The organism is Arcanobacterium buesumense, from assembly GCF_012563545.1.
GTDB lineage: Bacteria > Actinomycetota > Actinomycetes > Actinomycetales > Actinomycetaceae > Arcanobacterium > Arcanobacterium buesumense.
The window spans coordinates 194,455-218,895 of record NZ_CP050804.1; the positions used below are offsets into that span (position 1 = coordinate 194,455).

Sequence of the window (24,441 nt, forward strand, 5' to 3'; positions counted from 1 at the left end):
GTGCGCCACGCCGCCGAACTGCGTTGACTAGATCTGGATGTGCGTCGGGCAGTGCATACCAGCCACGCCGAATGCGGTTTAGAGACCCATTGCGCATTGCCTTTTCGCGTTTTCTTCGTTTCTGCAAGCCAAGAAGCCACAAATCTCGGGTGCGGAAAACTCCGAGTCTTTTGGGTGATGGCTGCTGATAGATATTCATAGGAACAGTATGGCAACTTAAGCGAGCTCCCTGAGGATTGCTGAAAAATCTGTGGATAAGCCCCTTTTGCTGGCATATTGTGGACAACTTTGGGTAGGTGCGGCAAATAATTGGCCATCTGAGTCGGATACAGTTGTTTCCTCTGTCTGTAAAACTCGGTTATTTGGGCAGATGGTCAATATTGGAAAGCATTGCTTCATATAACCGAGTTTTCGGGACGGGGTAGGACGGGGTGGGATGTGATGGGGATGGATAGTGGTTGGAACGAGGCCGGGAAGGATAGCAGTATGGGCAGAGGGTCCAAGGTGACCACTGGCATGCCAGTTGAGTACATCTTCATCCCCCAGCTCCAGTATCACAGTCCCAGTTCCCAGCCTCAGCGTCCCCAGAATCACTATTAGGCTGATTAAAGTCTTGTCAATTAAGATTGAGTGGAATAGACTCAACTTTAGATACGTTTAACTAAGTAGCAGATGGCTGACTAGGTAATGAAGCCGTAGTGTGAAGGAGTTTTATGATGGATAAATTAACAACAAAGTCGCAAGAGGCATTAGCTGATGCGATTGATATGGCAACGCGGGCGGGTAATCCGCATGTTGAGCCAGCCCATTTACTTGTTGCGTTACTCAAGCAAAGTGGCGGTGTTGCTACTGCGTTACTTGATGCGGTCGGTGTTGATACCCGTCAAATCATTGAGCGCGCTCAAGCCCAAATAGCAAGTTTCCCTGGCGTGCAAGGTCAAACGGCAGCACAGCCACAGACCTCCCGTAATTTGTCACTAGTTTTATCTGACGCGGGCAAAGAGGCCACTGCCTTAGGTGATGCCTATATTTCGACTGAGCATTTGTTGCTTGCTATTTCAGCGAATCAGAGTTCTGCGGGTGATATTTTACGGTCGGCTAATGCCGGTCGGGAACAGTTGATAGCGGTACTACCAAATGTGCGCGGTTCAGCTAAAGTGACTTCACCTGATCCAGAGGGGACATTCAAGGCGCTCGAAAAGTACGGGACGGATCTAACTCAGATGGCTCGTGAGGGCAAGTTGGACCCGGTTATCGGCCGTGATACGGAGATTCGCCGAGTTGTCCAGGTACTTTCTCGACGCACTAAGAATAACCCGGTGCTGATTGGTGAACCTGGAGTCGGCAAGACCGCTGTTGTAGAAGGACTTGCTCAGCGCATTGTTGATAGCGATGTTCCTGATTCGCTTCGCGGTAAGCGACTTATTTCCTTGGATATTGCCGGTATGTTGGCGGGTGCCAAGTACCGTGGTGAGTTCGAGGAGCGCTTCAAGGCTGTTTTGCAGGAGATTAAGGAGTCCGATGGCGAAGTTGTCACCTTTATTGACGAGCTACACACGGTAGTTGGTGCAGGTAGTGGTGGCGACGGCGCGATGGATGCGGGCAATATGCTCAAGCCGATGCTGGCTCGTGGTGAGTTGCGTTTAGTTGGTGCGACAACACTTGATGAGTATCGGGAACATGTGGAGAAAGATCCAGCTTTAGAGCGTCGTTTCCAACAGGTGTATGTCGGTGAGCCGAGTGTGGAGGATACGATTGCGATTTTGCGCGGTATTGCTCCAAAGTACGAGGCTCATCATAAGGTGACCATTTCGGATGGGGCATTAGTTGCGGCAGCTACACTCTCGGATCGCTACATTTCTGGACGCCAATTACCAGATAAGGCGATTGATTTGGTCGACGAGGCGGCTTCCCGGTTGCGAATGGAGCTGGATTCGTCACCAGAAGAGATTGATGTTTTGCGTCGTCAGGTTGACCGGTTGAAGATGGAGAAGTCGTATCTTGAGGAGACTGATTCGGATGATGATGCCTCGGCAGTTGATCGGCTGGAGAAGCTGAACGCGGAGTTGGCTGATAAGTCTGAGGAATTGGCGTCGCTTAACGCCCGCTGGGAGGCGGAGAAGGCTGGTCGGAATAAGGTTGGCGATTTGCGTGTCCGCCTTGATGAATTGCGAACGGAATTAGAAAAGGCAATTCGTGAGGGGCGTTATGAGGATGCTGGCCGGATTCAGAACGGTGATATTCCACAGATTGAGGCTCAGATTCAGGCTGATGAATCGCAGAAAGCCAGAGTTGTTGACGAGGCTCCGATGATTGCGGAGAAAGTTGATGCCGATGGTATTGCTGACGTGGTTTCATCTTGGACGGGGATTCCGGTGGGTCGCTTGATGCAAGGCGAGATGGAGAAGTTGCTGACGATGGAAGATGAGATTGCTAAGCGTCTGATTGGTCAGCGTTCTGCAGTTGCTTCGGTGTCGGATGCTGTACGGCGCTCGCGGGCGGGAGTTGCTGATCCGCAGCGGCCAACGGGTTCGTTCCTGTTCTTGGGACCGACTGGTGTGGGAAAGACTGAGCTGGCTAAGTCGCTTGCTGAGTTCCTTTTCGACGATGAGCGGGCTATGGTTCGCATTGATATGTCGGAGTATTCGGAGAAGCATTCTGTTGCTCGGTTGATTGGTGCTCCTCCGGGATATGTTGGCTATGAAGAGGGCGGTCAGTTGACTGAAGCGGTTCGTCGCCGGCCGTATGGCGTCGTGCTCCTTGATGAGGTAGAGAAAGCTCATCCGGAAGTTTTCGATATTTTATTGCAGGTTCTCGACGACGGTCGATTGACCGATGGTCAAGGGCGTACGGTTGATTTCCGTAATACGATCTTGATTTTGACGTCGAATCTTGGTTCGCAGTTCCTGATCGATAGTGAGCTGGATATGTCGGCGAAGCATAAGGCTGTGATGGATGCTGTGCGTGCACATTTCAAGCCGGAGTTTTTGAACCGGCTGGATGATGTGATTATTTTCGATCCGCTTTCGGTTGAAGATATTAGTCATATCGTTGACTTGCATGTGGCTCAGATGGCGCAGTGGTTGAGCTCGCGACGGATTTCCTTGGAAGTTATGGATGATGCGAAGTCGGTTTTGACGTTGGAAGGTTATGATCCGGCGTATGGTGCACGTCCGTTGTGTCGGTTGATTCAGCGCGAAATTGGTGACCAGTTAGCTCGAATGCTTTTGTCGGGTGAGGTTAGCGATGGTCAAACTGTTGTGGTGGAGAGTGCTGAGCTTGATACCTCAATGTTTGATGAGGATTCTGATGCTCAGCAGATGGCCAGTGGGCGTTTGCCAGAGCATGGCCACAATCTCAAGCTTTCGGTGAAGAAGGAGGCTATGTGACGTTATTTATGGGAACTGTCCCAATGGGTGGACACCTGTAGGAATTGAGGTGTTCCGCCGGGTAAGCTCCTTTCTATGACAGAACACGAAAAAGCGGGCGAACAATCGGTGGGGGTTAACCAGACCCCTGCCGATTCAGCTATACCAACGAAACATATTCAGCTTAAACGTGGATTAACATCTGCTCAAGTGTCGATGATCGGGCTTTCCGGTGCACTTGGTACTGGCCTGTTTTTGGGGTCGGGATCGGTGATTGGCTATGGTGGCCCATCTACAGTTATTGCCTATTTGGCAGCTGGTTTTTTGGCGCTTGCGGTTGTGTGGGCGTTGGCGGAAATGGTATCCGTCCATCCGGTTCCGGGTGGTCATGGTGCGGTAGCCGCATCTTACCTAGGTCCTTATGGTGGATATGTGACGCGTTGGAACTTTGCGGTCACAATGTTGATCGCAGTGGGTGCTGAGGTTACTGCAACGGCAACATATTTACAGTTCTGGTTCCCGAGTCTGCCACTGTGGGTGGGCACGGTTTTGTGTTCGCTCTTTATTGTGGCGTTGAATTTGTTCTCAGTGCATCTGTATGGTTCGAGTGAGTACTGGTTCTCGATGATTAAGGTCATCGCTATCGTTACCTTCATTGCGCTCGGTTTGGCCCTGGTTCTTGGGCTGTTCCCAGGGGTGGAAGCAATCGGTACTGGTAATTTGACCGAGCACGGCGGGTTCTTCCCTAAAGGAATTTCGGGCCTTTTGGCGGCTATCTGTTTAGCTGTCTTCTCCTTCGGCGGTATCGAAAACGTCTCGGTTGGTGCAGCGGAATCCGAGCATCCGGAGCGTGACGTTCCACGTGCTGCACACACCATGATTTGGCGTCTGTTGTTGTTCTACGTGCTCGCCATTCTTGTGGTTCTCATGTTGCAACCATGGACGGAAACTGCTGGCTCACACGGCACGATTGACGAATCGCCATTCGTGCGGGCGCTCGATATTACGGGTGTTTCGGGTGCGGCGCATATTATGAATGCGATTTTGATTGTGGCTGCGCTTTCGGCAGCAAACGGCTGTTTGTACTCCTCAAGCCGCATGATCCATTCGCTGGCTAATGACCGTCAAGCCCCGAGCTGGGCTGCGGTGACGGCGAGTAATGGTTCGCCGCGTCGTGCAGTATTGATTGCGATGGTTGGCATGGTGTTAGCGTCCGTGCTGGCAATCGCTAGCCCAGCTAATGCGTTCTTGTGGCTCTACGGTTGTGCAACGATCGGTATTTTGGTCACCTGGGTGATGACCATGCTGACCCACATGGCGTTCCGTGCCAAGCGTAAAGCGGCCGGGTTGCCGTTGCCGGAGCATCGGTTGTGGGCGGCACAGATTGTTGCTCCGTTGTCAATAGTCGCCTCGGTTGCGATTTTCATCGGCTTGTACTGGCTGCTGCCAGTGGCCTGGTACGCCGGCATTCCATACATTTGTATCTTGACACTCTCCTACTTGGCGGTGCGTAGTGTGCATTCGATGCACATGCGCGATTTATTAGAAGAAAACCTTCGCAGCTAAATAGCTGAATGCAAATGTGGGGTTACATGCGCGATGTAACCCCACATTTATGTGCCACTTTTAGATAGTAGTTTTACCCTTGACGACGACGTCGGGAAACTCCTGCAGCGAGAGCGCCAAGACCGATCAACGTTCCCGCACCAAGTAAAACCTCTCCTGAGGCAACACCAGTTTGGGCGAGTTGAGCCGAAGCGTTGTGTTGAGCTCTGGCTGGCGTCTCCTGGTGAGCTATGGGCTTGTGCTCGATGGGTTGCGGGGTCGTTGGGATCTGCCCTGTCGGTAGACATTGTTCACTTTCGGTTTTCACTAAATTAGAGTGCACGATGCGTTGCGTATCTAGCTCGCGGGTAATCTTGTTCAACTCGCCAGCAGAATCACCAATGCGGTCCCGCAATTGTTCGAGATCTGCAATCTGGTGACGAAGCGAATCTAGTTCCGCTAGTGCATCATCGTGAGCTTTACGCACATTGTTTAATTCGAGGCGGACGTTATCTAGGTCTGCACGGGCCGTGCCGTGTGTCTCACGCAGTTTTTCAATATGTTGCGTTTTTGCGACGACGTCTCGCTCTTGTGCTTCTTTAGCTGACAATGCTGAATTGTAGGTAGGTTGAAGGCTATCGAGGTTTTCTTGCTCAGTGCTCAGGCGTGCTTTAAGAGGAGCTAGCGCTTGCTTGGCTGCTTCCAATTCTTGTTCACGGGCTGGGGTGTTATTGGCGATTGGATCTGCCAATGTTGCCAGCTCTCGTTCGAGTGCTTCTTTGTTCTTGGTGAGCGCGTCGATGGTAGAACGCTGGTCGTGAATTGCTTGCTCGGCTTGAGTAGCATCGCGGATCGCTGTTTGTAGTTCTTGTTCGACGACGAGGACTTGGCCAGCAACGTTACGAATTTCTTCTTCAAGTTCGGCTAGATCACTGCGAATTTTGGTAACTAGATTATTGAGGTTAGTAATATTGTCTTCTTGGAGCATACGCTTTCGTTGTTGGCGCTGCCGCTGAGCAGTAAGCTCGGCTACTTCTCGAGCGTTTTCTTGGCTTGGAGAAAGTTCTGCAATCTTATCGTCAAGCTTCTTAATTTCGGCGTCGGTCATATTCTTCAACGCCATTTCCTCGTCTTGTTGCGCCACTACATCTTCGAGATCCTTAGTTGTGTCACGAGACTTTTCAACCTTTTCGTCACTGACTTTCCGTAATAAGTTTAGGTGTTCTGTGGCTTTATCTCGTCCAGCTTGTGCTTTAGCGAGCCGGTCATTGAGTTCGTCAAGAGTCTGTGGTGCGGTTGCGAGCTGTTCAGTGACCTTCTTTAGCTCCTGTTCGGTTTGAGCGCTCTTGCGGGCTTGTTCGGCAACTGCGTCGCCATAGCGTTCTTTTTCTTCCTGCAATGCTTTTTCAGCGCTGGCAACGTTCGATTGTGCTTGACGAACCAGCTCGTTGGCTTGTGCAACTTTAGCGCGAGCTTTTTCTTGTGCGGTGGCAATAGGATCGAGTTTGCGCTGTGCATTAGCCAGTTCTTGGGTAGCGGCCGCTAATGCTTTGGCGTGCTCAGCAATTTCGTTATCTAGTCGCGCAATAGCAGAAGTGAGTTCCTCGATCCGCGCAGTTGCGCGTTCAATCTGCTGGTGAGCTGTAGAAATCTCAGCCCGCTTATTCTTCGTTGCTGTTTCTAGGTCAGCTAGCTTAGCTGTAGCGTTTTGCCGAGCATCTTGTTCACTGCGTAGCTGTTGAACCAACGCGCCGTGGCGTGCCTTGAGACTCTGCAGGCTTTGCTCATGTGAGACGACGTCTTTACGAGCCTGAATGCACTGAGTAGACAGTTCATGGGACGACTCAGCAAATGCTGTTCCGACGGGTTGAGTGATCGTGGTTCCGGCAATAATCAGACCCAGAACCGATTGTGTTGCATAGTGTTTAAAAATCATGGATTGAATGATAAAGAAAATATTTGCGCCTTTTCAAACTCTCATGTGGCGTTTCCGAATAATGTTTTCTTTATCGCAAAAATGGTATTTCAGATTATTTTTGCGCTGCAGCGAGCATAACGGTAAGGCGTGGCTGGATCTTTCCAGCCACGCCTTCGTTGTCGAGAACCGAGAGCTTACCGTTCGCGATTTCCAGCAATAAACTCTTCGAGGTGCTCGCGAGCGACCGAGTCACGCAACTGCTCCTTCGGTGACTTCATCAGGTAGGACGAAGCAGAGAGCAGGTTGCCGGAGATGCCACGATCGAGCGCGATCTTGCAGGCGCGCAGTGCGTCGATGACGATACCTGCAGAGTTTGGTGAATCCCAAACTTCGAGCTTGTACTCGATCTGGATGGGAACTTCACCGAAGGTGGTTCCTTCAACGCGAACGAATGCGAACTTGCGATCTTCGAGCCATGGCACGTAGTCAGATGGGCCGACGTGGATGTTGTGATCGTCAACTGGGCCGGTCATATTCGAGATGACGGCGTTGGTCTTGGAGATCTTCTTCGACTCTAGACGGTTGCGCTGCAGCATGTTCTTGAAGTCCATGTTGCCGCCCACGTTGAGCTGGTAGGTGCGGTCGATACGAACGCCACGCGATTCCATCAATGCGACGAGGTCGCGGTGGGAGATGGTTGCACCGAACTGGGACTTGATGTCGTCACCGATGATTGGCAATCCGGCGTCTTCGAACTTCTTGGTCCACTCTTCGGTGGAAGCAATGAACACCGGCAGGCAGTTAACGAATCCGCAGCCGGCGTCGATAGCGCACTGAGCGTAGAAGCGGTCTGCTTCTTCGGAGCCAACTGGCAGGTAGGAGATAAGCACATCGACTTTGGCGCCCTTGAGTTCAGCTACCACATCTACTTCTGGCGCGTCGGATTCGGTGATGGTTTCGCGGTAGTAGTCGCCGAGACCATCGAGGGTGTGGCCACGAAGGACTTTCACACCGGTTTCTGGAACGTCAGCGAACTTCATCGTGTTGTTTTGCGAGGAGAAGATGGCTTCGGAGATATCCTTGCCAACTTTTTCGCTATCAACATCGAAAGCTGCCACGAATTCGACGTCACCTACGTGGTATCCGCCGAAATTCACGTGCATTAATCCTGGGATTGGGGTGTTAGGGTCTGCATCTTTGTAAAACTCAACTCCTTGAACGAGTGAGCTGGCGCAGTTGCCGACTCCAACGATGCCTACGCGGATCTTGGACATATTTTCTCCTTCGGGCAACTCGCATATCGAGCTCACCAATTGTCAGGACATTATTGTAAGGACAATTAGAAGTATTCCTTGTTTCCGGATCGAATGCAAGCACTTATCCGTCTGAGCGTAAAATGTGGAAAATTCACAAAATGTGGAAAACTAGAACTATGTATGACGATTACTTAGGTTCTGACCATTTCTCCTTCGAGCGAGCATACATGACTCTTGCCCGCGCAACGACGAGCTCAGGCATAGAAATTCATGGAATAGCAGGCGATCCAGATACAGTTTTTTCCTTAGCTTCCGTCACCAAACCCATCGCCTCATGGGCGGTACTGGTCGCCGCCGAACGCGGCTTAATTTCCCTAGATGATCCGGCTGGCCCTCCTGGATCGACGTTTCGCCATCTTCTCGCCCACGCCTCCGGGCTACCTTCGGAGCCGGGCGAGGCGCTCACAGCCCCTGCCCGCCGGCGCATCTACTCCAACCACGGCTTCGATGTTTTAGGCAACGAGTTAGCGAATCGCGTTGGAATGAGCATCCAGGACTGGATAAGCCACGCCGTGCTTGAACCGTTGGGAATGGATGAGACAACAATCCCCGGATCGATCGCTTATTCCGGGCGCTCTTCGCTAGATTCCCTAGCGCGCTTCGCCATCGAAGTTCTCCACCCTACCCTGATCTCTGCCCAGCTCGCCGCCGCCGTCGCCACTCCACAATTCCCTGGACTGCCAGGCATTCTCCCCGGTTACGGCCGGCAAAAAGACAACCTGTGGGGTTTGGGTTTCGAGATTCGTGGCGAAAAGTCACCTCACTGGACCGGATCTGATTTTCCGACGACGACGTTTGGGCACTTCGGCCAGTCAGGTTCCTTTATATGGATAGATCCCAGTATTGGAAAAGCCGGCATATTCCTCGGCGCGCGCATGTTCGGCGCCGACCATGCCCATATCTGGCCCGAGCTAACCAATCAGATGCGGGCAGCTTAACGGGGTTTACGCGAACTCAACAATAACGGGAACGTGATCGGATGCGCCCTTGCCTTTGCGCTCATCACGATCAATCGAACCAGCAATCGCGTGGTCTGCGAGCGCTTCCGATGCCCACACATAGTCGATGCGCAGTCCTTCATTCTTGGGGAACCGCAGTTTTTGGTAGTCCCAGAACGTGTAGTTGGTAGCAAAATCGCGGGATACTTCGCGCATTCCGGCGTCGGCAAATGCATGGAATGCGGCGCGTTCGGCGTCGGTCATATAAATGTCGTCCTCCATCGCGGACGGATCCCACACGTCGTCGTCGGTAGGAATAACATTCCAATCGCCAACGAGCGCCAGATCGACACCCTGCCGGGTCTGATCTTGGGCGAAGTCACGCAAGGCGCGCAAAAACTCCAGCTTATAGAAATAGTGCGGATCGCCAACCGCGCGGCCATTAGGAACATAAAGTGACCACACATCGATCCCGCCCACGCTCGCGCCGATCGCACGCGCCTCTACCGGGCCGTTGATAAATGTGGAACCGTCGTCGGGAATACCCTTGGTGAACCCAGGCTGCCCGGGAAACTCGTAGCGCACATCGGATAAACCCACGCGGGAAATAATCGCCACGCCGTTCCATTGGTTAAGCCCATGGGCGGCGATCTCGTAACCGGCTGCCTCAATCTCGGCTGCCGGGAATTGCTCGGGTTTGCACTTGATTTCCTGCAACGCCAACACGTCTAAATCGTGACGTTCTAGGACGTTTAGGATGCGCTCGGCGCGGGCGCGGGCAGAGTTAATATTCCACGTTGCGATCTTCATGAGACCAGTCTACGGGGCAGGCGGTAGTCTTGTCGTATGGGACGAGCGTTGATTACCGGAGCAAGTGCAGGGCTAGGGCTCGCCTTTGCTCGCCAGCTAGCTAGTGATGGGCACGACGTCGTGCTGGTTGCGCGCAACCAGGAACGATTGGACGACGTCGGTGGCCAGATTCGAGAAACCTACGGCGTTGAGGTTGAAGTTATTGCCGCCGATCTTGGTGATGTGGCGGATACCCAGCGAGTGGCGCAGCGGCTGGGGGCAAGCGATGCGCCGATTAGTTTGCTGGTCAATAATGCTGGTTTCGGGCTGGGTCAGGATTTTGTGGGTGGATCCATTGCACGCGAACTTGATGGCTTGAATGTGATGGTTCGCGCAGTGATGATGCTCAGCCACGCGGCTGCCGAGGCGATGGTAGCGCGCGGGCGAGGCACGATTATTAATGTGGCCTCGATGACCTCGCTGACCGTGCAAGGCACATATTCAGCGCACAAGGCATGGGTGCGGACGTTCAGTGAGGGGCTGGCGGTAGAACTGGCTGGTACCGGGGTAGGGGTGACGGTGGTTAATCCGGGCCTGATTCGCACCGAGTTCCATGAGCGTTCCCACGTAGATTCGTCGCAGTGGCCGGCAGTGGTTTTTGCTAGCCCCGAGCAAGTGGTGCGGGCTGCGTTGGCGGCTGCCCGGGCGGGGCGGGTTGAAGTGACGCCGAGTGCACTCTACAAATTGGCGAGCGTGGTGGTGCGTCATGCCCCGCGCAGACTCGTGCGCAAGTTCGCCGGTCCGGGGCTTTCTGGGCGGGGGTAAAGCCTGAGATATTAGCTTGATATTGGCTTATGGAAAGCCGAAACGCGGGTGTTCAGCAAAGTGTGTGGGAAGTGAATATTATGCTTCAAATAGCGTATGGATGCTGATCAATATCATGTGTACATACGCTCTCTCAAAGACTGTCGTTCGTTTAAGATGAAAGGAAAGATAGGCTTTGACAAACCGGGAGCTAGCGTCGTTAACAATTCTTGCACTATTAATGCTTTTAGTTATTGTCGAAGCAATTAGAAAACCCAGCTTCCGGAAGGGCATTTGGAATCTATTTAAAGCCTTTTCGTGGAAATTGCAGGTAGCGTTGTTGTGCTACTTTCTATGTGCGGTGCTATCGATGTGGATTGCTTGGCAAATTGGTCTGTGGAAAGTTGAATTCATCAAAGAGTCTCTGCTGATGATTCTAGTTGGTGGAATTCCACTGCTCTATTTCAAACCGGTAGAGATGATCAGTGGTTTCGAATTGCTTAAAGCTATTTCGCAGAATGCTGTCGGTTTCACAGTAATTGTTTCTGCCTATTTCAACCTGGTTTCATTCCCGTATGTAGTTGAAGTTTTTATGCAGGTCGTTGTGTTTCTGTTGGGTGCTTCAAGTGCAGTCATCGAGCGAAAGAAATTAGGTTCCTTCACAAATCATTTCTTGCAAGGCGCTCTGATTCTTTATGGCTTTATATTTATTTTGTTGGTTTCTTTTAAGGTGTACAGTCATGCAGATTCAATTTATTGGTCGAAAGAAATAAATATTTTTATCCTTTCCGGTTTCTATCTCTTTTCAATGTTCCCATTCGCATATTTACTTGCGTTATATTCTGCGTTGGAACTCATCATTTCTCGGTTGAAAATGCGCAACGAATCTCTACGCGTGGGAGTTAAGGTGGCGGCAATTGTGGGTACAAGAGGAAGTTTGAAACTTGCTAAGTTATTTTGCTATCCCTGGCTAAATAAAATGGCTGAAGCTGAGAATTATAGAAACGCGTCGATCGTTATGCGTAGTTACCGAAAAGCTTTGCAGTAAACAGGGAATGATGAAGGTAGAGCAGATTTAGGTGGTGTTGCTAGGAAGATGTTTGGGAACATCCATCTGCTAACGTGGTCTTATAGTGCATAACTAGATGATTTTTGTGGTGAAGTATGGCGAAGAAATTAATTCACGTGGTCGGCGCTGTGTTTGTGCGTGATGACAAGATTATGGCTGCGCAGCGCGGCTCAGGGCGAGCTCTAGAAGGATATTGGGAATTTCCCGGTGGAAAGATCGAGCCAGGAGAGAGCCCGCAGCAAACACTTGCTCGTGAGCTGCGTGAAGAATTGCTTACTGACGCCGAAGTAGGTGAATTCATTGCCCGATCAGAGTATGAATACGATTTTGGAATCGTTTGGCTAGATGCTTACTTTGCAACTATTATAGGCAGCGAACCAACCCTGACTGAGCATCAAGAAATTCGCTGGCTGGGTGCAGAAGAACTATTCAGTGTGCAGTGGGCGCCGGCTGATATTCCGATTATTGAGAGTATTCGTTCACAGATAATCTAAATCGTTGCTGAGCATCCATTAAGATTTGAGGTTTAAGATCATGGGGAAACAGCGGTTAACTATTTATATGTTTCGCGAAAATGTTCAAGACATTGAAGATATATTCGACTTAGAGAGAAAGAGTCAAATAGGAATAGAGGTTTTTAAAATTCCAACAAATAATGCTTTTGGCTCAGACGGGTGCTTGTTTTATAAAAAACAGGAGGACAATACTCCAGCGTGGCTAAGCTATGTGATTCCTATCTTGGCAGAGGATCTTCCTGAAATGAAAACCAAAAGTATTTCTGCGTTGTTAGTAACCAGAGTGAAGGAACGAATTTTTGCAATCGCATTCGGATATGGGCGTTCTCTAATAGATCTGCAGAAAATTGAGTTTAATTTTGGTTTGCGTGTTGCCCTCAATTTAATTGATCCAAAACAAATTCGAAGTGTAGACACGAAGTTATTCGACGATTTGGTTCTTTCTGCAAAAATGCAAGTAAGCAGAGACGCTGGACTTGCATCGTTTAATGTAGACACGCAGCGGGATATTTTGAAATCGGTAGCAGGAAAGATCGATGGAAATGATTTTTTTAACACTATTTCCGGTAGTGATTCAGTGGTGCTCAATGCTGATATTGGTGCACTCAAAGTGCCGAGACTATTAGAACAGCTCCTCGAAGCGTATCAGTCCGAGGCGTATAAGAAAAATTTTGGTTGGGTTGATCATTTAGCGCTCGTACGGGATGAAAAAACCATTAACCTGCTCGATAACAAGTTAGTGGGCGAGTTAAGGTCAGGAGTGCTGGGCTCGACCCATTTAGCTTTACCAGATGTGCTGGATTTGGAGGATATCGACGCCTACAAGATTCAAGGAACTCGCGGAGTCGAGTACCCGGAGCTTGATTTGGATAGTTATTTAAAAGAGTTGGGAGACGCGCTTGACCAACTATCCTTAGAGAAGCTTAAAAGGTTTCATGTTTCAGTAAGATTTTCAAGAACTCAAGCATACGACCGACGTGGAACATTATACAGGTGCCTGGTTTCGGAGCAGAGACTGGAGCAGGGTGGGCGGCTCTATGTTTTGATTGAGGGACGTTGGTTCGAGGTTGACAAACTTTTGGTTGAAGAGGTCGATTCTTATTTAGAAGAAAGAATAACGTTTGACGCAAAGGGCTTTCCGGATGCAAAAGTTGGAGAAAAAGAGACGAATTATAATCAACGTTTGGTTAGAGAATCAGGCGGAGGATTACTTCTATTGGATGCTAAAGTATTTAGGCCACAAGGCGCGAGAACAGGTATCGAATTTTGTGATGTTTTATCCAAAGAAGGAGAGATTATCCACGTTAAACGAAAGTCGCGTTCATCGACTTTGAGTCACTTGTTTGCTCAGGGTACTGTTTCAGCAAAGACATTTCTGGGTGATCAGAGTTTCCGATCTGAGTTAAGAGACTATATTCGTGATCAAGTAAAAGTTGGGCACAGTGATGATTGGTCACAGGTGTTACCTGATATGAACGAATCTGTAGTGCCGAATAGATACTGTATCAGATATTTAATTATTGCGAAATCAAGTCGAACAGGCATGGACTGGTTGCCGTTCTTTAGTAAAATAACCCTTATTCAGAATACTAAAGAATTGCTACAGATGGGATACAAGGTCACTGTCGGTAGAGTTTCGGTAAGTGATTAGATGCTTGACATTGTGAAATGTAATCTAAGCAAGAGTTCAGGGAAGAGAATATGGGAAATAATCACTCATATGGTTTAGATTGGATCGATGAGGATGCGCTATTCGAAGTGACAAAAAAGACTTTTGATAAGGTCTTGAATCCTCAGCGGAAGCAGCCGCTTCCTCCAGATCCATTTACCATTATTGCACATGCGACAGTGATGGGTGGGAGCCTTACAGAGGCTCTAATGTTCGAAAAAGAGCGATCGCTCAATAAGACACTGTCAGATAACGTGGGATATTGGCATCAACGCGTTCTTGGCCTATCTCCAAATTGGCAGGAGACAGGTTCGTCTGGTGGCAATATAGATTTGAAGACCAATCCTGGATTTCTTCCTCCTTCTATAGGAAGACCTGTATATGCCGAAGTTAAGAATCGTTTTAACACTATCAAAGGTTCGGATCAGAAAAATCTGTGGGATGATCTTGAGCGTCATGTAAAAGCAAATGGAGCTGTCGGCTACGTTTTCCAGATAATTCCCAAAAAAGCTGAGAGGTATGATCAACCGTGGAAAGTGGCTGGCAGGCCAGTTCGGGAAGACATTCGACATTGTGACGGCGTGACTGCCTATGAGTTGGTATATGGGGAGCCGGAAGCGCTGTTCCAACTGTATCGTGCACTTCCTTTGATATTTAGAGATATTATCGGTAGCGATAGTCTTGTTGAGGGAGAGATTGCTGAGCTGTTTTTTAGATCACTACCTAGTGCGGAATGACACCTTGTTTATGGTAACCTTTACATAGGCAAAGGTTACCATAAGAGGTGTGTAGTGGAGAAAGTACAGATTGGTGTTGCTGCTCAAGAGCTTGGTGTGTCAGTAGATACAATTCGGAGATGGGCGAAACAAGGGCTAATAAAAGCTTCGCGAGGAGCGCGAGGTGATCGCCTTTTTAATGTCGATGAGATTGCTCGACTGCGCTGTAAACTCAATGGTGAGGGGTCACAGCGTACGTTTGAAGTTTTATCACGCGGCGAAATTTTCGAAGATGCTTCTTGTATTGATCTATTTGCGGGTGCTGGGGGAACTGCGCTTGGTTTCCATAATGCTGGATTGAATCATGTCTTCTTGAATGAGTTTAACAAAGAGGCCGTTTCTACTTTACGTAGTAATAGTGAAAAATTTGGCCTTAATTGGGATATATCCGATAAAGATGTACATGAAGTAGATTTCTCTACGATGAGTGCGCGAGTCATTCAAGCTGGATTTCCTTGCCAAGCTTTCTCTTACGCGGGGAAGTCTAAAGGATTCGCGGACACTCGAGGGACGTTATTTTTTGAGTTTGCAAGAGCGGTTCGCGATATACAGCCCGATATTGCAATTGGTGAAAACGTTCGTGGACTAGTGAACCATGATGGTGGAAGAACATTAGTCACGATGTTAAACACGTTCGATGAGCTTGGGTATGACATTAATTTCAGAATTTTGCGAGCACAGTACTTAGATGTTCCTCAAAAGAGGGAAAGACTGTTTTTGTTCGCAGTGAAGAGGGGAAAGAATCTCCCAATTGTGTTCCCGAAAGAGCAAGACTATATTATCACTCTGCGGGAAGCTCTCGAAGGAGTTCCGGATTCACCAGGTCAAAAGTATACTGCGAAAAAAGAAAAAGTAATGCGCCTGATTCCTGAAGGCGGTAATTGGCGCGATCTTCCCGATGAAATCCAAAAAGAGTATATGGGGGCTTCTTATTATCTTGGTGGAGGAAAGACGGGAATGGCTCGCCGTATGTCATGGAATGAACCTGCGCTAACTCTTACTTGTAATCCAGCTCAGAAACAGACTGAGCGGTGCCATCCGGAAGAGACACGTCCCTTTACGGTGCGAGAGTATGCTAGAATCCAAACTTTTCCTGATGAATGGGAGTTTAATGGGAGTGTAGCTGCACAATATAAGCAGATTGGAAACGCTGTCCCTGTGAATTTGGGTTACCACATGGGATTATGCGTCTTAGCTTCCCTTGGATTGATTCCGATCGATGAGACAATGGAAGTAGTTGAACCGTTACGTTTCCCTTATGGTGACTTAAGGAATTAAGATGTAATGCTATGTTCAGTAATGATCCGCAAAAGAGTGCATTAGCTGAGTTGCTTCGGCCTATCATCGCCAAGGTAGCTCCCGAGTCGATGCCATCATCTGCCCAGTACGATCCAGCCGGAATCACACAGCAAGCCCGCGAGCTGCGCGCCCTGCTTCTCAGCTATGACGGCGCGATCCTGGCTGGCCACGTCATGCTCGACCTGCTTGAAGAAAACGGCTACGGCCCGCTCGACGTCGAAATCCTTACGGTAGCACCCGAAAATCTAGCGCTCGCGCTCGCGATCCAACACGCAGCCGCCTCACGCGGGCTCGCCTACGACGTCGTCGTCACCGAAAACGGCGAACTCCTCGGCCCGGAGGCAAGCGGACGCACCGCCGTTGCGATCACACTTTTCGACGACGAAACCGCAACCGAACCAGGTATCCCGGTAGAAACACGGGCCGCACTCATCGGAACCGGACTCGCCGCATACCTTCCCTCAACCCTACAAAGTGGAGACCACCGTGAGTGAAACCCCAACCCAGCCAACCCCCGACGCAACCAACGACGAAGCCTTCGAATTTTGGGGAAACGGCGAAAAACCAGGTGGAATCACCGGGGTTGGCCCGTGGGAAGGCCCGCTCCCAGACGATCCGCGCTACGATCCAGAACTCCTCGCAAACGGAGACAAACGCAACGTCGTCGACAAATACCGCTACTGGAGCGTCGAAGCAATCCGCGAGGACCTCGCACGCCACTCCACCAAACTCCACATCGCCATCGAAAACCTCGAACACGACCTCAACATCGGATCCATCGTGCGCACCGGCAACGCCTTCAACGTCAGCGGCGTCCATATTGTTGGCCGCAAACGCTGGAACCGACGCGGCGCACTCGTTACTGATCGCTACCTCAACGTCCATCACCACGCAGACGTCGAAAGCCTAAAACAGTGGGCGCGGGACAACGATTATGTGCTCGTTGCAGTAGACAATATGGAAGGTTCAACGCCGATCGCCACCACTCCGCTACCTGAAAATGCACTCCTGATCTTCGGGCAAGAATCCAACGGGCTGAGCGCCGAACTGCTCGCCGCTGCAGATTGCGCCGTCTATATTCCGCAGTTTGGCTCCACGCGGTCCATGAATGTTGCGGCGGCGGCGGCAATTGCCATGCATATGTGGATTATGCAGCACGGGCCGGATGCGACTCCAGTGCCAGAAAGCCGGCCTGTACTTTAACGACTGTACATTCAGTTTGCATATTCGACAGGTAATCGCCGAAATTCCGGTTGCCGGTGCAAAAATGCAAACTGTATGCACAAAGGCTGCTATTGACGCCTTAGGATATCTAATAATTTCTGCTGAGTTTGCGGCCAGTCGTACCAAATTTGTTGATATGACAGGCGAACAACACGATAGCCAGAATGCTGAGCAGCAAGATCTCGTCGATGATCGTTTTCAAATGTACTTTCGGAAACGTGGTATTGACGGCCGTCGCATTCAATTATTGTTCGCCGATTAACTAGTAAGTCGACGAATCCCACATCAGGAATGTATGCCTGTGGAGTCAGTGAATAGTGGTGTTTTTCTAGGAAAAGTCTAACTCGCGTTTCACTTCCTGACTGTGCAGTGGGCGAGAATCGCAGAAGTTTGTTGCGAGTTCTGGCAGGTAGTTGTGCAATAAGACCCGAAACCGCATCAACAGACAGAAGCCGGTTATTGACTGCGGATTCGGCAATGATGAGAGAGGTCTCGGGCGAACAGCAGCGGAACACCGCGGAGATGATATCAGGGAGATCGAGCCGAACTTGATCCGTGGCGAAGGATTGTCGGTGACACAGTGCATGCGCTGGTGATTTTATGTTTCCACGCCGAGGATGATAAGCAATGTGTAGGCTCTTGGACGCTATCGGTGGTATCCACAGGGGAAATAGGCGACACGCGGAAATGCATGTGATTCTGCCCCCGGTTGCGATAGCACGAACTTCGCTTTGATCTGCACTATGGTCTGCGAACCAACCGCGAGCAAATCGCGAGAGTGCACCAGCGCCGACCAAACGGTCAATTGCCCGGCGAGAGTAGCCAGCAGCTCTTAATTGTTGATAGGTAAAGATCCCACCCATTCATCAATTGTCTAAAAATTCCAGTTGTTGCGCGGTAAGTTTTCCACAAGGTTCAGTCTGTAGGAGCTTGTAATCGGTCAAGTGAGCATAGAGTTTGCATTTTTGCACGGACTGGAGGAATTCTGACGATTATCTGTCAGATATGCAAACTGAATGCACGGTAGCCGAGATGCCGAAGTGTAGGTCGATAACACTGGTACGGAAACCAGTATAAAACTGAGCTAAAAATGCCATAGTGCACACTATTTCACGAACAGGACTGAGGGCTTAACAAATGAGCATAAATAGTGCGATAATGAAAGAGTTATAACCACTACAAGAGGAGTATTTCCCGTGGCAATCGCAACCCCAGAGGTTTACAACGAAATGCTTGACCGCGCTAAGGCCGGCAAGTTCGCATACCCAGCAATTAACGTTACATCTTCACAGACCTTGACCGCTGCAATCCAAGGTTTTGCTGAGGCAGAGTCCGATGGCATCATCCAGGTTTCCGTCGGCGGTGCAGAATACTGGTCCGGCACCACTGTTAAGGATCGCGTCGCTGGTTCCCTCGGCATGGCTGCATACGCACGCGAGATCGCAAAGAACTACGATGTTACCATCGCACTTCACACCGATCACTGTGCAAAGCAGAACATCGATTCATGGATCCGTCCAATCATGGAGCTCGAAGCTGAAGAAGTCAAGGCTGGCCGCCTGCCATTCTTCCAGTCCCACATGTGGGACGGTTCAGCTGTTCCACTCGAAGAGAACCTAGAAATCGCTAAAGAACTCCTTGAGCTTTCTGTTAAGGCAAACACCATTCTTGAAGTAGAAATCGGTGTTGTTGGCGGCGAAGAAGACGGCGTCGTTGGCGAAATCAACGAAAAGCTCTACACCACCGCAGAAGATGGCCTCAAGACCATCGAAGCTCTTGGCCTTGGTGAAAAAGGTCGCTACATTACCGCTCTTACCTTCGGAAACGTCCACGGCGTTTACAAGCCAGGTCACGTCAAGCTTCGCCCAGAAATCCTCGGCGAAATTCAGGCCGAAGTTGGCGCCAAGGTTGGCAAGGAATCCCCATTCGATCTCGTTATGCACGGCGGCTCTGGCTCAACTGCTGAAGAAATCGCAACCGCTGTTCGCAACGGTGTTATCAAGATGAATGTTGATACTGACACCCAGTATGCCTTCACCCGTCCAGTAGCTGACTGGATGTTGAAGAACTACGATGGTGTTCTTAAGATTGACGGCGAAGTTGGCAACAAGAAGCAGTACGATCCACGCTCGTGGGGTAAGGCTGCTGAAGCTGGCATGGCTGCTCGCGTTGTTGAAGCATGTGAGCGCCTTGGTTCCGTCGGAACAAAGATGCGCTGATTCTTATCACGCACACGCCTAGCGTACTGCGTTAAGTGCGCTAACAAGCTTAAAGAAGGCGGGTATTCAACCGAATACCCGCCTTCGCTTAATCGTTGGTATATCAAGCGAAGACCGATCCTGCAGGTGGTGAACGGTTGCAGGAGTATCGGATGAACGAATAAAATATCCGAAGTATCAAAATGGAAACAAGGGTGTTTCCCAACTAGTGTCAAGCTTACGGCTTGGGGAGGCTGGGCCATGGAGGCTCTCATCGTTGATGAGCTAACAAAAATTCTTCCTACACAACGTCCTTGCTCAGGTGAACTTTCACGCACGCGGTTGAGTAATGAACTATTTCAGTTTCAGATCGCATGGAATGAGTCTCCGCAAGGAATCACCCGAATAACTGCACCGATCACAATTTCGGCTGGGGAGGGTGCGACCGTCCAGTGTGAAGAAGCGATGCTCGTTCCGGTTTCTACCCCATATTTCACGGGAGACGACGACGGATATCTTATTTCCGCTCCAGCGCTAGTATCAGATGTTTTGCGCCCATTATCGATGAATAAGCACAGTGACGAGGATGAGGTAACAACATGGTTATGTCTCGCTCCGCAACGTCACCAGGGATGGAATAGCGTATGGGTGACAGTGCTAAATCCTGGGGAACAAATTAATGTCACGGTAGCGGGAATAGCATTGCCTGCAATCAAGGTGACAACCATTCCGGCAACAATTCCAGAACCGGATATCGTCAATACCCGTTGGTTCCATTGCGACTCGTTAGCTCATGTGGCAGGGGTGCCGGTATGGAGTGAAGACCATTGGCAAGTGATTGAAAACCAAATGATTGCAGCCCGGCGAATGCATGTCAATTGTTTGCTCATGCCATTGTGGACCCCGCCGTTGGACACTGCCCCGGGTCAGCGTCGCATGCCTACCCAGTTACTAGACATCACCCGCGAGGGTGATGGTAGATATTCATTCGATACATCGCGGGCAGTGCGTTGGCTCAACCTTGTGAAGAAACATGGTTTTAGCGCTATTGAAATCCCTCATATTTTTACTCAATGGGGAGCACAAGCGTGTGCCCAATTCTATATTCGGGACGGCCACGATGTTCACCCTACATTCGGCTGGGAAACACCTGCTACCGCGCCGGAATATCGCACATTTCTTGAGCAACTGATTCCGTTCGTTCGCCACTTCCTCGGCGAACACATGGAGCCATCCTCGCTCTACTTCCATATCTCTGATGAGCCAGCTGAAGACAATGTGGACACCTATGTAGCAGCTAGAGCCCAAGTACTTGATCTTCTTGACGGATGCCAAGTCATTGATGCGCTATCCGACGTGGCTTATCACGAACTGGTAGATACCGCCGTCGTCGCCACCGATGCGATTGATAAGTTTCGTGCCAACAACATCGAACCAGAATGGGTGTACTACTGTGTTTGCCAAGAAACACGGCTTGCTAATCAATTTATCGCCCAGCGCCCTAACCGCCACCGCCACATCGGTTTTCAACTGTATAAGGCAGGAACTCGCGGATTCTTACAGTGGGGATACAATTTTTACAATATGCAATTGTCTACCGGATACGTAGACCCATTCTGGGAAAATGATGCGGGTGGTGGATTCATTTCCGGTGATCCATTCATTGTTTACCCGGGGCCAGAAGGACAGGTGTGGGAAAGTATTCGCCACCGTATGGTCGGTGCTGGCTTCCAAGATTTAGCCGTCTGCCAATATGCTGAGAAACTTATTGGTCGCGATGCGGTACTCGATATTATCGATCCAGATCATGATGTGGATTATGCGCACGGATGGGTTCCGGAACGCGAGCTGATCCGTCGTCGTGAACGTCTCAACTTAGCGATAAAAACTCACCTACAAGAACAAGCGAAGGAACTATGAGCACGCAACAGCATATCCAAGAGATTTCCGCCTCCACTGGTATCCTAGTTCCTCCACGAACCTGGCGCCCAGCCACGGATTATCTGCATCACCTCTCATTGAACGGCGAATGGCAGTTTCGTCTCCATCCAAGTGCCCAGATAGATGAATCTCTCCCGTGGGAAACTATTACGCTTCCATGTCATTGGGTTTTCAGCTCCGAACGTGACGCGCAGAGACATCTGCTGTGGACTCGGGGCAAGCCGATCTACACCAATATGCAATTCCCGTTCGCACTTAACCCGCCACATGTGCCACAAAACAATCCAACGGGTGAGCATCGGCGCACCTTTGAAGTCTCAGCCCAAGTTCTCCAAGAGATCGCTTCTGGCGGGCGGGCGATTATTCGATTCCTTGGTGCTGAGTCCATTGCACAAGTCCGGGTTAATGGTGTTCCGGTCGCTATCCTGCGCGGCTCAAGGCTCATGCATGAAGTCGATATTTCTTCGGTAATCCGGGAAGGTACAAATACGATTTCGGTGATTGTTAGCCAATGGTCGGCGATGAGTTATGTTGAAGACCAAGATCAATGGTGGCTGGCCGGCATCTTCCGAGACGTTGATTTTTATGTTGAACGTGCAAGAAGTTTCCGGGATGTTCGTGTTCATGGAGATTATGATCCGCACACTGGCGCTTGCACTTTGCATATTCGCGTTGATTGCGACGACGACGGCTACACTTGCCGAATAGGGGAGCGCGAGTATGTGCTACGTTCTGGACGGTGGGAGAGCGTCGTCGTCGAATCTGCTTTGCCGTGGAGTCCAGATGCTCCACACCTGTATCCCATTACGCTCACAAATGCGGTAGATGAACGCACGATTCGGGTGGGATTCCGACGTGTCGAGGTGTTCCACGGGGATCGACCGCGGATTTTGCTCAATGGTAAGAAGCTAGAGCTACGTGGTGTTAACCGCCATGAAACTCATCCAGATAAGGGGCGCACCTTCGATCCAGACCAGCTCCGCCGTGACTTGACCATGATGAAACGTCACAATATCAACGCTATTCGGACTGCGCATTATTCACATGACCCGCGGTTCTACGATTTGGCAGACGAATTTGGTTTCTGGGTAGTATGCGAAGTCGATTTAGAAAGCCACGGATTTGTTTTCGGCGACTGGGTAGGCAACCCGACGGATTCTCCGCAGTGGCGTGCGGTGTATGAAGATCGCGCATTGCGTACGGTGTCTCGTGACTACAATCATCCGTCAATTATTATCTGGTCGCTGGGTAATGAGTCCGGATATGGGGAAAATTTGGCTCGTTCGGCGGCTCTGATTCGCCGGGAAGATCCGTCTCGGCCGATCCATTATGAAGGAGATTACGATGGGCGGATTACTGATATTCATTCCCGCATGTATTTGCCGTTAGAGCAGATTCATGCCATCTGTTCGGCAGACGGCGACGTGCCGATTTCCGATGTTGCAGTTTGGGGGCATGTGCGCCAGTTCCCGTTGATTAATTGCGAATATGCTCATGCGATGGGCAATGGGCCGGGTGCGTTGATTGACTATGACGAGTGTATCGACACATATGAACAGTATCATGGCGGTTTTGTGTGGGAGTGGCGCGATCATGGGCTTCGCACGTGGGATAACGGCCAGGAATACTTTGGTTATGGTGGAGATTTCGGCGAGCGTACGCACGATTCAAATTTTGTGATGGACGGTTTGGTTCGTTCTGACGACGTTCCCTCACCGGCGTTGGCTGAGCTTAAGGCTGTGTATGCTCCGGTGAAGTTGGTGGCTAGGGCAGAAGTCGGGCGGTTGATTGTCGAAGTCCGGAATCGTTTCCATGCACAGCGGTCTAGTATTCTCACCACGCGCGTCTATGTTGGTGATACTTGTTTGGGTGTGTTAGAGCATGATGTGGCGCCGGGGGAGCGGGAAACAATTGTGTGGGAGAACGCCTCGGTTTCGCCTGATGTTGTGATTGATCTTGTCTCGTGTCGCAACGAGGTTGCGGTTCCAGGGAACTCGTGGGAGGAAGAAGGCTGGGAGGTGAGCCGTGTCCAGATTCGCCCGCAGGTACGGCCGTTGAGCTATCCGACTGATGGATCGGTTACGCCGGCTTCGCAGCCGTTAGTATCGTTCGACGGTGATCGGCTAAGTCGTATCCTTGATCTTCCGGTGTCTGATATTCGGCCGTCGTTGTGGCGGGCGCCAACGGATAATGACGAGTCGCGTGGATTTGGGTCATTTAGTTTGGCAAGTCCGGGTAACACGTGGGGTGCTGGTTTAGAAGGTGCGCCGTCGTCAGCTGATGTGTGGCGTGCTTCCGGGCTAGACAAAATGGTATGTCACGAGTGGCAGACGGACTTTTCGGGCGATGAATATTGTGGATGTTTTGTGCGCGAAGAAGTATGGGCGAGCGATCAGTCCCCTTCGCGGGTGAACGTGGCCTGGCATTGGGAATGGGGTGTTTTCGACGACGAACCAGGTGTTCGACTTTCGGTGGATGTCATGCCGTCGGCCGGGTGGAAAGGTACGTGGCCACGAACGGGTATTCACCTTGCGATTCCGCGTCCACAACATGTGTCTTGGTTGGGGTATGGGCCGGGTGAGGCGTATGTGGATTCTCGCCAAGCGGTGACACTGGGACATTTTGATGCTGATCCGCAAGATCTGGAATTCGAATATGCGGTACCGCAGGAAAACGGGACTCGGATTGGTATGCGTGAGCTGACCTTAAATTATGACTCGTACACCGTCAGCCTTAATGCGCATCCGCATATTAGTTTGCCGGAGTATTCGGATTACTATCCATCGTTTAGTGTGCATAAGTATGACGAATTTGAGTTAACCGCGGCCCGCCATCCTTATGAGTTGGCGACAACTGAGGAGTTCTGGCATCTCTATATCGATGGCGGTCAGCATGGCTTAGGTTCTCGAACATGTGGTCCAGATGTCTATCCGCGTTCTGCGTGGACGCCACGGGCCGTGACGATCACCGTGGATATGAAGCGGGGATGATCGTCGTCGAAGGAGAAAAATACTACGACAAATCGCCTATTAATGTTACCGAGTTCACTTTTGTGTGAACAGCGGTATAGTG

18 protein-coding genes are annotated in these 24,441 nt (G+C 50.5%); 14 read left to right on the forward strand and 4 right to left on the reverse strand.

What is annotated here, in order from left to right; genetic code table 11:
• Positions 1-713: 713 nt before the first annotated feature.
• Positions 714-3,389 carry an ATP-dependent chaperone ClpB gene (gene clpB / locus HC352_RS00865; protein WP_168917154.1) on the forward strand — a complete coding sequence of 892 codons (2,676 nt, stop codon included), beginning with the start codon at positions 714-716 and terminating at the stop codon, positions 3,387-3,389.
• Between the two features lie 75 nt (positions 3,390-3,464).
• A complete protein-coding gene (locus HC352_RS00870) occupies positions 3,465-4,934 on the forward strand; it encodes an amino acid permease (protein WP_168917155.1) in 1,470 nt (489 codons plus the stop codon).
• Positions 4,935-5,007: 73 nt separating this feature from the next.
• On the opposite strand, the gene HC352_RS00875 is transcribed toward HC352_RS00870, so the two are convergent.
• Entirely contained in the window at positions 5,008-6,849 is a 1,842-nt protein-coding gene (locus tag HC352_RS00875; protein ID WP_168917156.1) for a coiled-coil domain-containing protein, read from the reverse strand.
• A gap of 176 nt (positions 6,850-7,025) precedes the next feature.
• Positions 7,026-8,105, reverse strand: a complete 1,080-nt coding sequence (locus HC352_RS00880; RefSeq protein ID WP_168917157.1) for an inositol-3-phosphate synthase — start codon at positions 8,103-8,105, stop codon at positions 7,026-7,028.
• Positions 8,106-8,263: 158 nt separating this feature from the next.
• On the opposite strand from HC352_RS00880, the gene HC352_RS00885 reads away from it, so the two are divergent.
• Positions 8,264-9,085: a serine hydrolase domain-containing protein gene (locus HC352_RS00885; RefSeq protein WP_168917158.1), complete on the forward strand. Its 822-nt coding sequence runs from the start codon at positions 8,264-8,266 to the stop codon at positions 9,083-9,085.
• Between the two features lie 6 nt (positions 9,086-9,091).
• On the opposite strand, the gene HC352_RS00890 is transcribed toward HC352_RS00885, so the two are convergent.
• Positions 9,092-9,895: an exodeoxyribonuclease III gene (locus HC352_RS00890; RefSeq protein WP_168917159.1), complete on the reverse strand. Its 804-nt coding sequence runs from the start codon at positions 9,893-9,895 to the stop codon at positions 9,092-9,094.
• A 36-nt stretch (positions 9,896-9,931) separates the two neighbouring features.
• Here HC352_RS00890 and HC352_RS00895 point away from each other — a divergent pair, with 36 nt between their 5' ends.
• The 8 genes from HC352_RS00895 to HC352_RS00930 all read left to right on the forward strand — a co-directional run bounded on the left by HC352_RS00895 (position 9,932) and on the right by HC352_RS00930 (position 17,209).
• Positions 9,932-10,699, forward strand: coding sequence for an SDR family NAD(P)-dependent oxidoreductase (locus tag HC352_RS00895; protein WP_168917160.1), 768 nt, complete (start codon positions 9,932-9,934; stop codon positions 10,697-10,699).
• Positions 10,700-10,874: 175 nt separating this feature from the next.
• Complete coding sequence (locus tag HC352_RS00900; RefSeq protein WP_211080682.1) at positions 10,875-11,726, forward strand: hypothetical protein; 852 nt, start codon at positions 10,875-10,877, stop codon at positions 11,724-11,726.
• 116 nt (positions 11,727-11,842) lie between these two features.
• On the forward strand, positions 11,843-12,241 hold the full coding sequence (locus HC352_RS00905; protein ID WP_168917162.1) for a (deoxy)nucleoside triphosphate pyrophosphohydrolase: 399 nt from the start codon (positions 11,843-11,845) through the stop codon (positions 12,239-12,241).
• 40 nt (positions 12,242-12,281) lie between these two features.
• Positions 12,282-13,913 carry a DUF6119 family protein gene (locus HC352_RS00910; RefSeq protein ID WP_168917163.1) on the forward strand — a complete coding sequence of 544 codons (1,632 nt, stop codon included), beginning with the start codon at positions 12,282-12,284 and terminating at the stop codon, positions 13,911-13,913.
• A 50-nt stretch (positions 13,914-13,963) separates the two neighbouring features.
• Positions 13,964-14,668 carry an Eco47II family restriction endonuclease gene (locus HC352_RS00915; protein WP_168917164.1) on the forward strand — a complete coding sequence of 235 codons (705 nt, stop codon included), beginning with the start codon at positions 13,964-13,966 and terminating at the stop codon, positions 14,666-14,668.
• A 54-nt stretch (positions 14,669-14,722) separates the two neighbouring features.
• The gene (gene dcm, locus HC352_RS00920; RefSeq protein ID WP_168917165.1) at positions 14,723-15,985 is read left to right on the forward strand and encodes a DNA (cytosine-5-)-methyltransferase; all 1,263 of its coding nucleotides are present in this window, start codon (positions 14,723-14,725) and stop codon (positions 15,983-15,985) included.
• 11 nt (positions 15,986-15,996) lie between these two features.
• On the forward strand, positions 15,997-16,500 hold the full coding sequence (locus tag HC352_RS00925; RefSeq protein ID WP_168917166.1) for a hypothetical protein: 504 nt from the start codon (positions 15,997-15,999) through the stop codon (positions 16,498-16,500).
• Positions 16,493-17,209 (forward strand): TrmH family RNA methyltransferase, encoded by a 717-nt coding sequence (locus HC352_RS00930; RefSeq protein WP_168917167.1) that lies wholly within the window; start codon positions 16,493-16,495, stop codon positions 17,207-17,209. Before HC352_RS00925 ends, HC352_RS00930 begins: the two co-directional genes overlap by 8 nt.
• A gap of 89 nt (positions 17,210-17,298) precedes the next feature.
• Here HC352_RS00930 and HC352_RS09160 read toward each other — a convergent pair whose 3' ends face one another.
• On the reverse strand, positions 17,299-18,093 hold the full coding sequence (locus HC352_RS09160; RefSeq protein WP_369801249.1) for a type IV toxin-antitoxin system AbiEi family antitoxin domain-containing protein: 795 nt from the start codon (positions 18,091-18,093) through the stop codon (positions 17,299-17,301).
• A 333-nt stretch (positions 18,094-18,426) separates the two neighbouring features.
• On the opposite strand from HC352_RS09160, the gene fbaA reads away from it, so the two are divergent.
• The 3 genes from fbaA to HC352_RS00955 all read left to right on the forward strand — a co-directional run bounded on the left by fbaA (position 18,427) and on the right by HC352_RS00955 (position 24,359).
• On the forward strand, positions 18,427-19,449 hold the full coding sequence (gene fbaA, locus HC352_RS00945; protein ID WP_168917168.1) for a class II fructose-bisphosphate aldolase: 1,023 nt from the start codon (positions 18,427-18,429) through the stop codon (positions 19,447-19,449).
• A gap of 240 nt (positions 19,450-19,689) precedes the next feature.
• Positions 19,690-21,348 carry a DUF4091 domain-containing protein gene (locus HC352_RS00950; protein ID WP_168917169.1) on the forward strand — a complete coding sequence of 553 codons (1,659 nt, stop codon included), beginning with the start codon at positions 19,690-19,692 and terminating at the stop codon, positions 21,346-21,348.
• The gene (locus tag HC352_RS00955) at positions 21,345-24,359 is read left to right on the forward strand and encodes a glycoside hydrolase family 2 TIM barrel-domain containing protein (protein ID WP_168917170.1); all 3,015 of its coding nucleotides are present in this window, start codon (positions 21,345-21,347) and stop codon (positions 24,357-24,359) included. The genes HC352_RS00950 and HC352_RS00955 overlap by 4 nt, the downstream gene beginning before the upstream one ends.
• The last annotated feature ends 82 nt before the right edge of the window (positions 24,360-24,441 follow it).